Consider the following 14704-nt stretch of genomic DNA (forward strand, 5'->3'; position numbering starts at 1 on the left):
ATTTAATTCACATTGTCAGGTTGATCATGCTGCAAGGCAGTCTTGTTGCCATCGCCACCCCCATGCATGAGGATGGTGGTCTGGATATTCAGGCATTACGTTCCCTTATCGACTTTCACGTGCAGGAAGGCACCGACGGGATTGTGATCGTCGGCACCACGGGCGAATCCCCCACCGTGGACTTTGATGAACATTGCCTCTTGATCAAAACTGCTATCGAACAAGTGGCTGGCCGTATTCCCGTTATTGCGGGCACTGGCGCCAACTCTACCAGCGAAGCCATTTACCTGACACGCAAGGCCAAGGAACTCGGCGCTGACGCCTGCCTGCTGGTTGCACCGTATTACAACAAGCCCACCCAGGAAGGCTTGTATCAGCACTACAAGGCCGTGGCTGAGGCTGTCGATATTCCGCAAATCCTTTACAACGTACCTGGCCGCACGGGCTGCGATATCAGCAATGAAACAGCCCTGCGACTGGCAGCGCTGCCAAATATTGTGGGCATCAAGGATGCCACTGGCAGCCTGGAGCGCGGTACCGATCTGATTTTGCGTGCCCCTGCCGGCTTTGCCATCTACAGTGGCGACGATGCCTCTGGCGCCGCTTTGATGCTGATGGGCGCACATGGCGTCATCTCGGTGACGGCCAATGTAGCCCCTCGCCTCATGCAGCAAATGTGCAAGGCGGCGTTGGCGGGGGATGCAGCTACCACTCGCAGCATTAATGCCAAGTTGTTTGCACTCCACCAGAAACTGTTTGTCGAAGCCAACCCCATCCCCGTTAAATGGGTATTGGGCGAAATGGGGCTGATCGGCCCGGGCATACGCTTGCCACTGGTCCCCCTTTCCGCGCAGCATCACGAGACACTGCGTGCCGCCATGGGCAACGCCTCTATCTAAACTCACTGACTCGAAAGTTGACGAGAAACCGCATGAATCGATTCACTTTGAAACCGCTTGTACTCGCGACCTTACTTGCGCTGTCCGTCAGCGCCTGCGACTCCATTCCCTTTATCGACACCTCATCCGATTACAAGGCAGCTGGCCGTTCGCGCCCGCTGGAAGTGCCGCCAGACCTGACATCAATTTCGTCAAATGACACCTATGCTGTTCCTGGCTCGACCACCTACTCCAACTACAGCCAGGGGCAATCCGAGCAAGTAGAGGAGCAGGTCAAAGTATTAGCCAACCCTGACAACGTAAGGCTGGAGCGCGCTGGTGCCCAGCGCTGGCTGGTTGTCCAGGCGCCTCCGGAGAAAATCTGGCCTGTCGTTCGTGAGTTCTGGGCAGACCTTGGCTTTTCCGTCCGCGTGGAGAACCCACAAACCGGCGTCATGGAAACGGAATGGGTAGACCCCAGCACCTTGACCAAGGATGACAAGGGCAATTATCTGGATAAATTCCAGGGCTGGCTCGACAAGCTGAATACTCTGCAGAATCGCCAGAAATTCCGTACCCGTCTGGATAACGGTACAGAAGCTGGCACCACTGAAATTTACATGAGCCACCGCTCAGTCAGCGAAGCTCCAGAAGATAACAAAGAACGCGTCGTCACCAGTGCTGGTGTGGTTGAACTAGGCTACAAGCGCAGCAAGAAAGAAGAAGCTCGCGCCGATGCGGAAGATATCGACGCTGAGCTGTTGCGTCGCCTGATGGTGAAACTGGGCGTGGAAGAAAAGAAATCGCGCAGCATCATCACCACCTCGAATACCGAAGTCCGAGCCAAGCTTAACCAGAACAGCGATGGCACCGCCTCGCTTGCCGTCAATGACAGTTTTGATCGCGCCTGGCGCCGTGTCGGCCTGGCACTGGACCGCGTAGGCTTTGTGGTGGAAGACCGCGACCGCTCCAGTGGTATTTTCTACGTGCGCTACTCCGATGTAGACATTGATGACACACCTCAAAAGAAAAAAGGCTTGATCGACAGCCTGAAATTCTGGGGCGATGACAAAGAAGACGAAGCCAAGAAAGAAGCTGCTGCCAAGCCGGCTGAGGACAAGGGCATTACTGACAAGCTGAAATTCTGGGGTAGTGACAAAGACAAAGCCAAGCAGGAAGCTGAGCGTCAATATCGCGTGAAGGTGGAAGATGACGGCACTGGCTCCAAAGTCTCTGTGACCGACAAAGACGGTGTGCCGAGCAAATCTGCCAGCGCCAAACGCATCATGAATCTGCTGTTTGAACAACTGAAATAAGGTTGCGCTTGATCTTCCAGGCCATGGGGCGCTAAGCTCCATGGCATCATGATGCGTTTCAGCTCCATAGGAAGCGGCAGTGCCGGCAACGGCTTGCTGGTTCAATCCCGCGACACCACCCTGTTATTGGATTGTGGCTTCGGCCTGCGCGACGCCATTTATCGCCTGCAACGCGCCAGCATAGCACCCGAGAGCCTGAATGGCATATTGATCACCCACGAGCATGATGATCACGCTGGCGGCGTTTTCAAGCTCGCCAACAAGTTCGGCATCCCGGTATGGCTGACCCACGGCACGCTGACCATGGTCGAACGGCTGATGCCCAAACAACGTGGCTTTGAACTCCATATCATTGATAGTCATACCCCATTCACCATACGGGATCTTGCCATTAACCCATTCCCCGTCCCGCATGATGCACGCGAGCCTGTGCAATATACATTTCATGATGGTGACCGCAAGCTAGGAGTTCTCACAGACACCGGCACATCCACGCCACATATAGAAGCCATGCTTTCTGGCTGCCATGGGCTAGTGCTGGAGTGCAATCACGATCTGGATATGCTGATGAACGGGCCTTACGCATGGCCCTTGAAAAAGCGGGTGAGTGGGCGACTGGGGCATCTGGACAACACCACCTCCGCTTCCATTCTTGCCAACCTGGATCTGAGTCATCTGCAACATTTGCTGGCGGCACATCTTAGCGCCAAAAACAATCACCCGGATTTAGTTATTGATTGTCTCTCTTCCGCGCTCAACTGTGAACGCGATTGGATCAGCATTGCAGATCAGGAACTGGGATTTGACTGGCGGGATATTCGTTAGACTAAATAACAGACATCCCACAATAATAACGTCAGATATTTTCTATATGGCTTTAACGTTAAGCCATATAGAATTGTCGTTGAACTGAGTAATTAGCTGATAATTATCGACAATTCAGCAAACAACAGACGAACAAAAAGGCCAACTTTGCAGTTGGCCTTTTTACTTTGCTAGTAAATACTAGAAAGACTTACTTAGCTTCTTCAGCTGGTGCAGCAGGAGCGTCAGCGGCTGGTGCTTCAGCAGCTGGTGCCTCAGCAGCAGGAGCTTCAGCAGCTGGTGCTTCAGCGGCAGGAGCTTCAGCAGCTGGTGCTTCAACAGCAGGAGCCTCAGCGGGAGCTTCTTCTTTTTGACCGCAAGCGGTAAGAGCCAAAGCGAGCAAAGCGGCAAGCAGAGCGGAACGAGTCATTTTTGTATCCCTTAACAATATAGTCTATAAGTTAAACCAGTACGGCAAACCTGTGAAAGAAGCCGAGTGGTAAAAATTCTACCACCTCCGAAAAAAAAAACCACTGTTTTTATCACCGATGGGCTAATTTAACTTTAATTTAAAATACTCTTTACAACAGCACCTTCAGTCGACCCGAATCATGAGTCGGCTATAGCCACTCCCGCTTGCCGATTGACTGTTGAGAATCGCACGACTGACGTCATCGCGAGACTGCATGGTTCCACCGATATCAAGCCACTCTCCAGGCCTCACCATCACCACGGTCGAAAGCTCCTCAAAATCTACCACACCCCCTGCTCCCATTTGCCCGGCAATTCTAGGCGTTATTTCAACCTCCACTTGGTCACCCAGGGAACGAGGCCTGACGGCAAAACCGGTGGTAATGTCCTGAAACCCGGTATTGCGAATATGTTGCGCATAAGACTGTGTTAATACGACCCATTGCTGTGTGTAGGGCACACGTTGACCAACCCGTATGAATGCCCTTTCCCCTTCGGCCACATTTACAAATTCCGTCCCTTGCTGAGCCCTGCTGTACTCGCGCTGATCAAGGTCAATATTCACATCGTTTTCCGGCAAGCCATCTCCAGGCATGCGCCGCTGTACAATGACGCGCCCTTGCCCAATGCGCACATTGCCACTTGCGCCTATATTCTGCTGATTGCCAGATTGCATGTCTTCATGCGCGACCGTAATGCGCATATTGCGGCGTGCGGTATCCAGCTTGGCAACAAGCTCCTCTATCGCCTGCATGCGCTCGGGCGATGCCCGAATGACGAGATGGTTATCAATGGCACTGGCATTGCCATCATCACCCACCATGGGTGCCACGATAGGTACCAGCTCCTGGGCAAACCGGTGCTGCAAGGTGATCATCTTGAATTCGGTTCGCGCCCATGCAGAAGAGGCACTAAAAAGCGTCAGCAACAGCAACGTCATCATCCTCATGCCTGCGCCCTCATAAACAGCCAATATTCGCCTCATATGTCATAACCCCAAGGGTGTGGTACTGATCTGATGATGGGTGAGCTGCAACAGCTCCTCAAATCGCAAGCTAAGTAAGCTGACAGTAACCGCGTCGTCCAGACTGTATTTGAACCTGACCTGGTCTACATGGAATCGACGCAGATAAGCACGATCATCCGCCAGCACAAAACTATCGCTCACGCGTTTACCCTCGTCGTTTGTCTCATACACGGTCATCACATGCTGATATCGTTGTATCAAGCCCAGCAGCCGCGGGCAGCGGCCAAGCAGGTAGCGCGTATCCTGCAATATCAGCGTCACCGTGACGGCGGGCTGCTTCACGAGCAAGGCTCTTAGCCGCTCCACATTATCTGCCGTCTCGAATCCCCCAAACGACAAATCAGTATCAAAAATAAATACCTTCTGCTGCGCTTGCTCCAGCACTGCCGTCAAGGCAAATTGATAGTCAAGCCTGCTGGTTAACACCGTGTTTTCTGGCAAGGAACTCATGGCATCCTCCGGCTGAACTGCACTATAAAAACTCGACGTAACCCGCCTGATACCAATCCTGCAAAAGCGAGAGCAGGTCAGGGTCTGTTACCTCCTGGGGCTCAATCAGACGTCGATCCGCCAACTCAATCAGCAGAGCTCTCACTGACTCAGCCATGCCCACCTCTTCGCCATTAATAAACAGGGCATCGCGAAAAAACAGCATCTGCGTCTTAAGGCTAAGTGCCAGAGCATGTGTTTGTAACTTTTTAGCAAAGGTAGCAGGCCGCATGCCTGCAGGCGTATCAAACACCACATGCGGTTTAGGTTCAGACAGATAACACCCGAGAAAATGCGCAATATCCTCTTGTTGCCAACGCAATGGTTCGAGCATGCGGGCGACGCGATTTAACATACCAGTGCTGATCTCTGCCGGATGCGCTTGCATGGTGAGATCCGGATCGGCGTACATGCCATCCAGAGCACAGCGCTCCTGCAGATACGCCAGAAATTCGCTACCCAGCTCCTGCGCAGATGGGGCCCGGAACCCGATGGAATAGGTCATGCAATCCCCTACGGCTATGCCCCAATGTGCAAGATGAGGCGGCAAGTACAACATATCACCCGCATCCAGCACCCACTCTTGCGCAGTATCAAAATGCTGCAATATGCGCAGCGGCGCCCCATCGACGATAGCAAGATCGCGCTGCTCACTGATGCGCCAGAGCCGACTGCCCTGCCCTTGCAGCAAAAAAACATCGTAAGAATCAAAATGCGGCCCAACACCACCGCCACTGGGCGCATAACTCACCATCAAATCATCCAGCCGCGCATGGGGAACAAAAGAAAACTGCTGCAACAAGGCCATCGCCGAGGGTAAATGATGATTAACGCCCTGCACCAGCAACGTCCAGTTTTTTTGCGGCAGCTTGGCAAACACCTCTTCCGCAAAAGGCCCTTGACGCAAGCGCCATTGCCCCTTCACCTGGCTCACCAGGCGCGCCTGGGCATCCTCTTCACAAGCCAACCCTGCCAGCTCATCCGGGCTGAGCAAGCCTGCAAAATCCGGGATAGCCCCGCGAATCAGCAACGGTTTTTTTTGCCAGTACTCTGCCAGAAATATTTCTGCTGAAATGCCGCCCAGCAAGGCCAGTGGCTGCTCGCCTGTCTGCGGCGTTTTATCTGTTTTTTTCATCCAATCATCCTACTGTGTAGCGACTTGCCAATAAAAAATAGGTTAGAATTTGATCACACTCATTTACTGCAAGGTCAAGATGTTGCAGCTTGGTGCACCGGCTCCTGATTTTTCCCTCTTTGACGCAGACATGGAGCTTTTCAAGCTCTCCGGTGTCCGTGGCAAAAATGTCGTCCTTTATTTCTACCCCAAGGATGATACGCCGGGCTGCACTGTGGAAGCCATTGAATTCAGCGACCACGAAGAGGATTTTGCCCGCTATAACACCTTGATTGTCGGCGTCAGCAAAGACGATTGTCTCAGCCACGCCACATTCCGCGACAAACACGGACTCGCCATCACGCTTCTCGCCGATGAAGACCGTAAAGTCTGTGAAAAATACAAGGTATGGCAAGAAAAAGAGAAAGACGGCATCAAAAAAATGGGGGTAGTACGCTCCACCTTTATTATTGATGCCAAAGGTTTACTGCGTCACATGCAATATGGTGTCACGGCCAAAGGCCATGCACTCGAAATACTGAACATTATCAAAACTTTGGACTGAAAGAACCGCTATGCAAATTACCATGAACACTGTTGTCTCCATGACCTACGAACTTCGCAACAGCGAAGGCGAAATCCTGGAGTCCAGCACCGACCCCGTGAGCTATCTGCATGGCGGTTACGACAACATCTTCCCACGTGTTGAAGAAGAACTGCACGGAAAATCCGTGGGCGACACCGTAGAGATTACCCTCGAGCCATCCGATGCCTTTGGCGACTACGACGAAGAGCTGGTGCAAATGGAACCCGCCTCGGCATTCCCTAGCAAAGACCTCAAGGTCGGCATGCAGTTTGAAGGCGAAGACGAAACCGGCGAAGTTATTCTCTACACCATCACCAACATTGAAAACGGCAAAGTTATCGTCGATGGCAACCACCCATGGGCTGGCGAGCGCGTCCTGTTCAAGTGTACGGTCACCGGCGTGCGCGAAGCAGGCAAGGAAGAAGTCGAGCACGGTCACGTGCATGGCGCAGGCGGCCATCACCACTAAGCATTAAAGCAGGTACAAAAGGGGGCAATAGTGCATATGCACTATTGCCCCCTTCTTTATGCTCGGCCATGCTTGGAATAGCATTACAAATGCCATGACAAATAACATTGACGAGAAAATCTCGCTTAATTAATAAAACCAGTTTGTGGGGGGAGGCAACATTCACTAATCTGGAGAAACACTCATGCGATCGCGGGAGTTGTGGGTCGATTATGCCAAAGCAATTGGGATTATTTTAGTTGTATATGGCCATGTAGCCAGGGGAATATGCCAAAGTTTTAACAGCACAAATGCCAGCTTTCAGCTAGCAGATAGCGTTATATATAGCTTCCATATGCCCTTGTTCTTTTTCTTGTCCGGCATTTTCTTTGTCGCATCTACAAAGAAACATGGACATAAAAAGATGCTGCTCAGCAAGATAGACACCATTCTTTATCCCTATATTTTGTGGTCACTGCTTCAGGGAATCATTGAATTTGGATTATCTCCATACACCAATGGTCATGTGAAACTTACGGAAGTATTCAGTTTGCTTTGGGAGCCCAGAGCACAATTCTGGTTCTTGTACACACTGCTGTTCTGTTTTCTAATTTGTTCAGTCTTTTTTAGACTACTATCATTCCAGGCTATCAGCGTATTTTTCTGCTTTTCCATAGCTGTTTATTTACTTCATGATTACTTTCCTTCATGGAGTTTAATTTCAATGATAAGCAATAATTTAGTATTTTTTTCCCTGGGAATCCTAGTTAGCAAACAAAGCAGCCAAGATGCACTCTCGTCTCCATGGATTCTTCTTTTCTTTACTCTTCTCTTTCTTACGGGTCAGTACTACTTTCACGCCACATTACATCTTACCTACCAAGCACATGGCATTCCCAGCCTGTTGCTCGCCATTATCTCTATCTTTTTTATCGCATCACTATCATCTGCCTTGGCCAATCTTGTGCAGAGCAAATTCTTTGCTTTTATAGGATCAGCTTCTCTCGCTATCTACCTGATGCATATCATTATTGGAAGTGGCACCCGCATCGCCTTAAGCAAACTACTGCACGTCAGCGACATCTCTTTTCATATCATTGCAGGGTGTATGGCGGGAATACTTATCCCCATGCTTGCTTTTTATTACATCAGAAAAACGAAGACTGAATGGATATTTTCAGCATCCATTTCTAAATTTTCAATATTTAATTTCTTTAATAAACCCAACATGCAGAATAAAACATGAAAAAAATAATACACTTTTCATTTTTTATAATGAATGAATAAAGCCTTTAACTTATTTTTAAAAGAGGTTGGCAACACCTTTTTGGCAAAAGCACTCATCAAAACAAAAGGAAATGAAATCCCACATAATGCAATCATTTCTCGAAGTCTAAATTTACTAAAAAGCCTTAATGCTGCTTTCTCAATATCTCGCTTCAATATCCATCTGTTAACATAAGAAATATCATTTAATCTTTTTACTAAATTTAAATTTATAAATTCGCAATCTTCAACCTCCAACTCATAGGGCCTGTAAGAAGTCAGTTGCAGCAATTTTGCCGAGAAAGTCGTCTTAAAAAACTGAATCTCGTTCGGCATAAGATCATAGGCACCAAAGTCCATGAAATCCTGCATTGATTTAGCAGGACCAATTGAATCTAAACGTTTTTTGTCAAAAACCATGTCTTGGACATTATTTCTTCGCCTTCGAGCTGATGTAGCCACGAACTGCGACCAAAACGACATTCGTCTACCATTTACAATCGATTTGCTCGAGACCCCATCTGGATTATAAGTATATTGGCCTAAGACATCATCAATTATGTGCATTCCACCGAGCTGACTTAACCTCCAATAAAGATCTGAATCTTCAGAAACTTCACAAAACCTATATCCACCAACAGAATCAAAAGCGGAGCGCCTGACCATTAATAAAGTTTGCATCAGAAATGGTTCTTTTGCGGGCACCCACTCAGGATCAGCCAAAGAAACATCAGGATGTTTATTCTTGCCACTAATTGGGTTGCCAGCCTGATCGATAGTTACAAATGCAGATGATACCGCGACATATTCGGGATTATTCTGTAGAAATGATACTTGCCGCTCTATTCTAGTCGGGAAAGAAATATCATCAGAATCAAACCGAGCTAGAAATTGGTTTTTACAAAACTCCAACCCTGTATTTAAAGAATCTACAATCCCGGAATGTGCTTTCTCAACCACTTGGACTCTATGGTCTTTAGCAGAAATATCCTTCAACAACTCCCTACTTTTATCAGTAGAACCATCATCAACGATTACAATATTCAGATTGGAATATGTTTGATTAAGAATTGAATCTATCGATTTAGATAATGTCTTTTCTCCGTTAAATACGGTAATAAGAACATCGACTGTAGGTGAACCTGAATCTGACATGTTATCAATCGTCATTCAATTTAATCTTTCATCATTTCTTTATATGAGGCTGCCCCCATATAATATGCATAATCTCTTAAATATCTCAAATGAGATGGTTTATTTAACATCCAAGCAATTGAAAATCTACACAGGCGTTTAGCTGCAAAAAAGTAAAGTTCAAACTTAGAAAAACTATATTCATTAGGTGGCCGACCTGATGCCAACAGATAATTATCATCAGGATATGTATGACGCAAGAATGCGAAAGTTTCACCCGTCAAATAAGAATATTGATATAAATATTTATATGTTTGCCTTGAGGCTGGAATGATGTGATTCACCTTCGCACCTGGCACCCACCATCCCGAGCCACCATTTTTGAACAGGTGATACATCATGTTTGTTTCTTCCCCAACCCTTCTATGTTTTGGAGACACTCCCAGTTCAGGATCATAAAGATATTTTTTTTGTTCCGATGTTTTAATTGCAAAGTTTGCGCCCCAAGGAATTTTCCATCCTTGAAATGTTAACTCGAACTCAACACCAAATAGACGTTGAGCAATCAAGTTGCTCAATGGCCACTCATTCATATTTTTGGCAAACCATCCAGGTGTTGGCGGCAACAACCTGGGTATCACTTCTCCACCAAAAAGACTTGCTTCCGGGTGGCGCAAAATCGCCTCGTGATATGCCTTTAACCAATTGGAATCGATCTCAACATCGTCATCCGTCCAGCAGATATATTGCCCCTTTGCTTCTGCAACACCCCGATTTCGGGCATTTGATAACCCAGCCATATCTTCCCGGACACAGCGTATGGGCAAGCGATCTGCAAAGCTGATCACAACATCCAAAGTGCCATCCGAACTACCGTTATCAACAACGATAAACTCCCACGACAAGTCATTTGGAATATCCATTTCTGTTGCTGACTGCAACACTTGCCGTAGTTGTGCCGCACGGTTTCGCGTGCAAATAATCATGGTAATGAATGGAGATTCTGTCATTTTTATCTACTATCTAAATGTTAATTTAATATATTTGTTTCTGATTTTAGAGCAATTTACTTAGAAAAATATCAGGCATAATGCATGCTAAAGTAAGCTCTAAATCATTAATTAGTAATAAGTAGAGTTCCTTTTTATTTTTCTAAATCTAAGCATTATCAATTCACATAATATTCTAAAGTTTAGTAAAAATTTTCGCCTCTCGCCAGCTCTTATAGATTGTATAGTTAATCTAAAATATTTACATAACGATTTGAACTTAATCAGCTCAGGGAAAGAATACATAGCCATGGAAGTAATTTCATTAATTTTCTTGATATCATTAACCCGACTATTAAGGTAGAGTAGCTTGCTACAACTTATTCCAATAAAACATTTATTCAATCTTTGTAAATAATATGCTGCCCACTCCTGATCTTCAGCAGAGAAAACCTCTTCTCTAAAAGGTCGTTGATCTATGTATACTTTCTTTATTATGGCGCACGAGTTAGAAAAGCCATCATATGGAGAATGGTTTGTGCGATCCATTATTCTAAACTTATAACCCTCGGCTATAGATGGAGATGGGTACAGGCAGGCCCCTATGCAACTTTCACTCCAGATATCCTCATAGGAAAAGCATTGCTCCATGACCCTATCATCTTGCATCAAAACGTGCGAGCTTATAATTAAAACCAGATCTGTCTTTGCGCGCTCAACACCAATATTAATGGCTTTAGAAAAATTAAAATCCTCATCTGGATAAATTATCAATTGATCAGACATTTGGCCGAGCTTAAGTCGATCTTCTTCTGTGGACTTTGAATCTACGATGATGATTTCCTTGGGAGGACATGACTGCCCCTTCAAAGCCTTAATAACATCAACAACGATAGGAAAACTGGCTGATGTTCTTATAATTGCACTGTATTCTGGATAGCTCAAAGAATTCATTACTCTCATCACCAAAATTTTATTGTAAAAAAATAACTATTCAGCATGGCCCGCTGCAGCATAATATTTATGTCAATTGAGCAAACCCCGCTCCGAACACTATTATTAATACAGAAGGTCATCATATTTATCAAAAATCTAATTTAATGTGTTTAATATTTCCAATCAAATATTAATAAAATACTTGAAAAACATCTCAAATAGCTAAGTAAAATTTCATTGCCAAGATAATCTTATCCATAAAGAATTTACTATGAAATTTAGGCGCCCTACTTTTATATCTCTAAGATATCTAGAGATTATTTAGAAAACATTTAATCGGCCTTCAAAAGACCAAATCATTAGCTTTACACTTACTTTAAAAAATTACGTCTAATGTATCTTCCAATCATCTGTTTGTACCCAGAAAACCAAAATCCAATCTTCATAAAATTAATCAAATCAATTAGGTTTATAGGGAAGTTGTAATGACTTGAAAACATTTGTATATAAAGCCTCTGAGAGTCGACTGAATTTTCCGCATGCTTCATAGACATTAATTTGTATGCTTGCATAATACGCTGTTTTTTCCCCGAAGATATACGGTCCTCCCTAGGCATTTCATCAAACACATATGTATGCAAATCCATAAGTCTTGCATCACCAAATTTTTTCAATATTCGGAAGAAAAATTCCAGATCTTGCCATGCTGGCATTTCTTCATCGAAGAGCCCTGCAATTCGAAAATGTGAAGTTGGGGCAAACATTTGGTTTCCAACCTGGTTTGCTGAATAAAGGTCAGAGAACGTCACCCTGTTTCGCTTACGAATTTTACAAACCCCTTGAGGTTGACGTGAGAGAAAGTTTGTGTAAATAGCCGAAACTGGCTCATCAGAGTACTTGGTCAGGAAGTGCCAATAATCCACCAATGCTTCAATATGGGACGGGAGAAACTCATCATCATCATCAAGTCCTGTAATAAAGTCACCGCTAGCTGCTTTAATCGCAACATTTCTTGAATAACAAGCACCGCGACTTTTATCATTCAGGAAAACTTTTACTCGTGGCTCATCTTTCTGAAGTTGCAGCAAATATTCTCGACTACCATCTGTAGATCCATCATCAACAACGAGTAATTCTATATCGTTGTAACTCTGACTGAGCACAGAATTAATTGCCAACTGTAAGGAGGCGAGACGGTTTTTAGTTGGCATATATATTGAAACAAGCATGATATTCCTTGATAGTTTCTTATAATAAATTTATTTGAATCTAATTTTTAACTTGGAAAACACGGATTGAATCCCATTGATTAACTCGCCCTCCGGGCCTTCAGGCTTTCCATAAGCCATCCATAGCCCCAGTATAGTTAATCCATAGGCAATAACGCCTAAGGCAATAAAAATCACAAGATGTGTCGTCATCTCCATGATGCCGTGACCCAGACCTAATAAATATTGAGCGAATATAACAACAATGATCATACTGACAAGTCCGCCCAAGGATCGTATATTGGCCCACCATTGATCACGTATTGAAGTGCCAATAATCATTCTAACGATGGTCATATTCATATGAACACTGATGAGTGTTGATACTGCTCGCCCGATCAAAACGCCCAGCAACCCCGCATACCATAGGCCAAAAGCAATCAAAGGAACACGTATGGCAAAGCTGATGAGGTCTCGCTTAAATAATAATTTTGTTTGCCCTTGCGATAACGCTAGAGGTTGTACAGCCGAGCTTAAGGTTTGAATTGCTACAGATCCCGCCATAATTTGCATCACAAGGATCACGGGCTCCCACCTCTCACCCAAAAACAACAAAATGATGGATGAGGACACCAGGGCAATGCCCACACCTAGAGGAAGTGCAATAAGGGCAACGAGTGTCTGGGCTTTTCGATAAGCATTTTTAAGTCTTTGCTTATCGTCGCCAATTCTGCTGAATCCTGGGAATAGCGTAGTTTCCAGCGGAGCGATCATCTCTCGCGTAGGCTTGGTCGAGAGATTATCCCCTACGGTGTAATAACCCAATAATTTATTGCCAAGCAGAAAACCCACCAGCAGATGATCAAACTTCCAGTTGAGGGTATTAACGATCTGCCCCAAGGTTAGCCAGATTGAAAATGACCACAACTCTGTCGCATGCTTAAAGGAAACTTTGGGACGATAAGGGTATACGAGATAAGACACGAGAATACTAACAAGCTGCGAAGCGACGGTACTAGCTATTAATGCCCAATAACTTTGGTAAACAACCGCGATCACAATACCGACAGTAACACCAACCAAGCGCTCAGCGACATTACGCACAAATTCTTGCCAAAACACGAGATTTTTAGTCAATACCACCATTTTAGGATTTGCAAATCCATTCAACGCCAGCGAAGCCCCCAATATCATCATGACCAGTTGCAAGCGCGGGTCACCATGAAGGTCAGAAACCCAGGTTGCCGCCAGACAAAACAGGCCGCCTACGGTAAGAGACCTCAAAAAATTCAATGTCCATGCCGTGTTGTAATGAACTTCGGAAGGATTTCGATGATGGATGAGCGCAGAGGCCAATGAAAGCTCCGTCACCGAAGTGATAACTGTGAGCATAGTGGTGGCAAAAGCAACTAGACCAAAATCATCCGGCGTTAAGTATCGAGCCAGAATCAGTGTGCTGACGGTACTAAGACCGTTAACGATGAGCTTGGCAGCGGATAGCCAAGCCACGCCTTTTACGAGTTGTTGTTTCATGCCTTGTAAATATTGGACCTATAGAATTAATGACGCTCAGGCTGTTAAACTGAGTACGAATATTGCTTCCGTGTAAATGCATGCATACTAAAACAGGCCCAGATACCCCCCTGCAGCATCAAGCAATTTGCATTCCCAGATTGGGATACATTACACATTTGCTTTAAACAATATCACATTCCTCTGATTACTCATTAAGGTGGTTTTATGAAGATAGCAATTGCCGGTACCGGCTACGTAGGACTTTCCATGGCGGTGTTGCTGGCCCAGAAAAACGAAGTGGTCGCGCTCGACATCGTGCCGGAGAAGGTGGAGATGCTGAACCGCAAGCAGTCGCCGATTGCCGATGCCGAGATTGAAGAGTATCTCGCCACCAAGACCCTGAACTTCAAGGCCACCATGGACAAGCAGGCGGCGTATGAAGGTGCCGACTATGTCATCATCGCCACCCCGACCGATTACGACCCCGAGACCAACTATTTCAACACTGGCTCGGTGGAAGCCG

16 protein-coding genes are annotated in these 14704 nt (G+C 46.1%); 7 read left to right on the forward strand and 9 right to left on the reverse strand.

Translation table 11 applies throughout. From position 1 onward, the window contains the following. The first annotated feature begins 26 nt into the window (after positions 1-26). Genes dapA through LG203_RS00405 form a run of 3 tightly spaced genes read left to right on the forward strand, consistent with a single transcriptional unit; the run spans position 27 to position 3019 of the window. Positions 27-899, forward strand: coding sequence for a 4-hydroxy-tetrahydrodipicolinate synthase (gene dapA / locus LG203_RS00395; RefSeq protein WP_230344020.1), 873 nt, complete (start codon positions 27-29; stop codon positions 897-899). 32 nt (positions 900-931) lie between these two features. Further along, entirely contained in the window at positions 932-2194 is a 1263-nt protein-coding gene (bamC, locus tag LG203_RS00400; protein ID WP_230344021.1) for an outer membrane protein assembly factor BamC, read from the forward strand. A gap of 51 nt (positions 2195-2245) precedes the next feature. Then, the gene (locus LG203_RS00405; RefSeq protein ID WP_230344033.1) at positions 2246-3019 is read left to right on the forward strand and encodes an MBL fold metallo-hydrolase; all 774 of its coding nucleotides are present in this window, start codon (positions 2246-2248) and stop codon (positions 3017-3019) included. 190 nt (positions 3020-3209) lie between these two features. On the opposite strand, the gene LG203_RS00410 is transcribed toward LG203_RS00405, so the two are convergent. The 4 genes from LG203_RS00410 to LG203_RS00425 all read right to left on the reverse strand — a co-directional run bounded on the left by LG203_RS00410 (position 3210) and on the right by LG203_RS00425 (position 6120). Beyond that, positions 3210-3428, reverse strand: a complete 219-nt coding sequence (locus tag LG203_RS00410; RefSeq protein WP_230344022.1) for a hypothetical protein — start codon at positions 3426-3428, stop codon at positions 3210-3212. A 165-nt stretch (positions 3429-3593) separates the two neighbouring features. Then, on the reverse strand, positions 3594-4412 hold the full coding sequence (locus LG203_RS00415; RefSeq protein WP_230344023.1) for a secretin N-terminal domain-containing protein: 819 nt from the start codon (positions 4410-4412) through the stop codon (positions 3594-3596). A gap of 45 nt (positions 4413-4457) precedes the next feature. Continuing rightward, entirely contained in the window at positions 4458-4946 is a 489-nt protein-coding gene (locus tag LG203_RS00420) for a DUF7931 domain-containing protein (protein WP_230344024.1), read from the reverse strand. 22 nt (positions 4947-4968) lie between these two features. Next, positions 4969-6120: a cupin domain-containing protein gene (locus tag LG203_RS00425; protein ID WP_230344025.1), complete on the reverse strand. Its 1152-nt coding sequence runs from the start codon at positions 6118-6120 to the stop codon at positions 4969-4971. Between the two features lie 79 nt (positions 6121-6199). On the opposite strand from LG203_RS00425, the gene LG203_RS00430 reads away from it, so the two are divergent. From LG203_RS00430 to LG203_RS00440, 3 genes are all read left to right on the forward strand, one after another. Further along, positions 6200-6664 carry a peroxiredoxin gene (locus LG203_RS00430; protein ID WP_230344026.1) on the forward strand — a complete coding sequence of 155 codons (465 nt, stop codon included), beginning with the start codon at positions 6200-6202 and terminating at the stop codon, positions 6662-6664. A 10-nt stretch (positions 6665-6674) separates the two neighbouring features. Beyond that, positions 6675-7154: an FKBP-type peptidyl-prolyl cis-trans isomerase gene (locus LG203_RS00435; protein WP_013442585.1), complete on the forward strand. Its 480-nt coding sequence runs from the start codon at positions 6675-6677 to the stop codon at positions 7152-7154. Positions 7155-7338: 184 nt separating this feature from the next. After that, entirely contained in the window at positions 7339-8379 is a 1041-nt protein-coding gene (locus LG203_RS00440; protein WP_230344027.1) for an acyltransferase family protein, read from the forward strand. A 17-nt stretch (positions 8380-8396) separates the two neighbouring features. On the opposite strand, the gene LG203_RS00445 is transcribed toward LG203_RS00440, so the two are convergent. The 5 genes from LG203_RS00445 to LG203_RS00465 all read right to left on the reverse strand — a co-directional run bounded on the left by LG203_RS00445 (position 8397) and on the right by LG203_RS00465 (position 14199). Beyond that, positions 8397-9569: a glycosyltransferase family 2 protein gene (locus LG203_RS00445; protein WP_230344028.1), complete on the reverse strand. Its 1173-nt coding sequence runs from the start codon at positions 9567-9569 to the stop codon at positions 8397-8399. A 5-nt stretch (positions 9570-9574) separates the two neighbouring features. Beyond that, positions 9575-10543 (reverse strand): glycosyltransferase, encoded by a 969-nt coding sequence (locus tag LG203_RS00450; protein ID WP_328486178.1) that lies wholly within the window; start codon positions 10541-10543, stop codon positions 9575-9577. Positions 10544-10654: 111 nt separating this feature from the next. Then, positions 10655-11476, reverse strand: a complete 822-nt coding sequence (locus LG203_RS00455; RefSeq protein WP_230344029.1) for a glycosyltransferase family 2 protein — start codon at positions 11474-11476, stop codon at positions 10655-10657. Between the two features lie 353 nt (positions 11477-11829). Then, positions 11830-12687, reverse strand: a complete 858-nt coding sequence (locus LG203_RS00460) for a glycosyltransferase family 2 protein (protein ID WP_230344030.1) — start codon at positions 12685-12687, stop codon at positions 11830-11832. 30 nt (positions 12688-12717) lie between these two features. Then, on the reverse strand, positions 12718-14199 hold the full coding sequence (locus tag LG203_RS00465; protein WP_230344031.1) for a lipopolysaccharide biosynthesis protein: 1482 nt from the start codon (positions 14197-14199) through the stop codon (positions 12718-12720). A gap of 207 nt (positions 14200-14406) precedes the next feature. On the opposite strand from LG203_RS00465, the gene LG203_RS00470 reads away from it, so the two are divergent. Continuing rightward, positions 14407-14704: NAD-binding protein (locus tag LG203_RS00470; protein WP_230343954.1), on the forward strand; the 298-nt coding region annotated here is incomplete at its 3' end.

This window comes from Methylovorus mays (assembly GCF_020531915.1).
In the GTDB taxonomy this organism is placed as follows: Bacteria; Pseudomonadota; Gammaproteobacteria; order Burkholderiales; family Methylophilaceae; genus Methylovorus; species Methylovorus mays.

Coding starts and splice junctions, on each gene's coding strand:
- dapA (WP_230344020.1), top strand. CDS start 27: ATGCTGCAAGGCAGTCTTGTTGCCATCGCCACCCCCATGCATGAGGAT.
- bamC (WP_230344021.1), top strand. CDS start 932: ATGAATCGATTCACTTTGAAACCGCTTGTACTCGCGACCTTACTTGCG.
- LG203_RS00405 (WP_230344033.1), top strand. CDS start 2,246: ATGCGTTTCAGCTCCATAGGAAGCGGCAGTGCCGGCAACGGCTTGCTG.
- LG203_RS00410 (WP_230344022.1), bottom strand. CDS start 3,428: ATGACTCGTTCCGCTCTGCTTGCCGCTTTGCTCGCTTTGGCTCTTACC.
- LG203_RS00415 (WP_230344023.1), bottom strand. CDS start 4,412: ATGATGACGTTGCTGTTGCTGACGCTTTTTAGTGCCTCTTCTGCATGG.
- LG203_RS00420 (WP_230344024.1), bottom strand. CDS start 4,946: ATGAGTTCCTTGCCAGAAAACACGGTGTTAACCAGCAGGCTTGACTAT.
- LG203_RS00425 (WP_230344025.1), bottom strand. CDS start 6,120: ATGAAAAAAACAGATAAAACGCCGCAGACAGGCGAGCAGCCACTGGCC.
- LG203_RS00430 (WP_230344026.1), top strand. CDS start 6,200: ATGTTGCAGCTTGGTGCACCGGCTCCTGATTTTTCCCTCTTTGACGCA.
- LG203_RS00435 (WP_013442585.1), top strand. CDS start 6,675: ATGCAAATTACCATGAACACTGTTGTCTCCATGACCTACGAACTTCGC.
- LG203_RS00440 (WP_230344027.1), top strand. CDS start 7,339: ATGCGATCGCGGGAGTTGTGGGTCGATTATGCCAAAGCAATTGGGATT.
- LG203_RS00445 (WP_230344028.1), bottom strand. CDS start 9,569: ATGACGATTGATAACATGTCAGATTCAGGTTCACCTACAGTCGATGTT.
- LG203_RS00450 (WP_328486178.1), bottom strand. CDS start 10,543: ATGACAGAATCTCCATTCATTACCATGATTATTTGCACGCGAAACCGT.
- LG203_RS00455 (WP_230344029.1), bottom strand. CDS start 11,476: ATGAATTCTTTGAGCTATCCAGAATACAGTGCAATTATAAGAACATCA.
- LG203_RS00460 (WP_230344030.1), bottom strand. CDS start 12,687: ATGCTTGTTTCAATATATATGCCAACTAAAAACCGTCTCGCCTCCTTA.
- LG203_RS00465 (WP_230344031.1), bottom strand. CDS start 14,199: ATGAAACAACAACTCGTAAAAGGCGTGGCTTGGCTATCCGCTGCCAAG.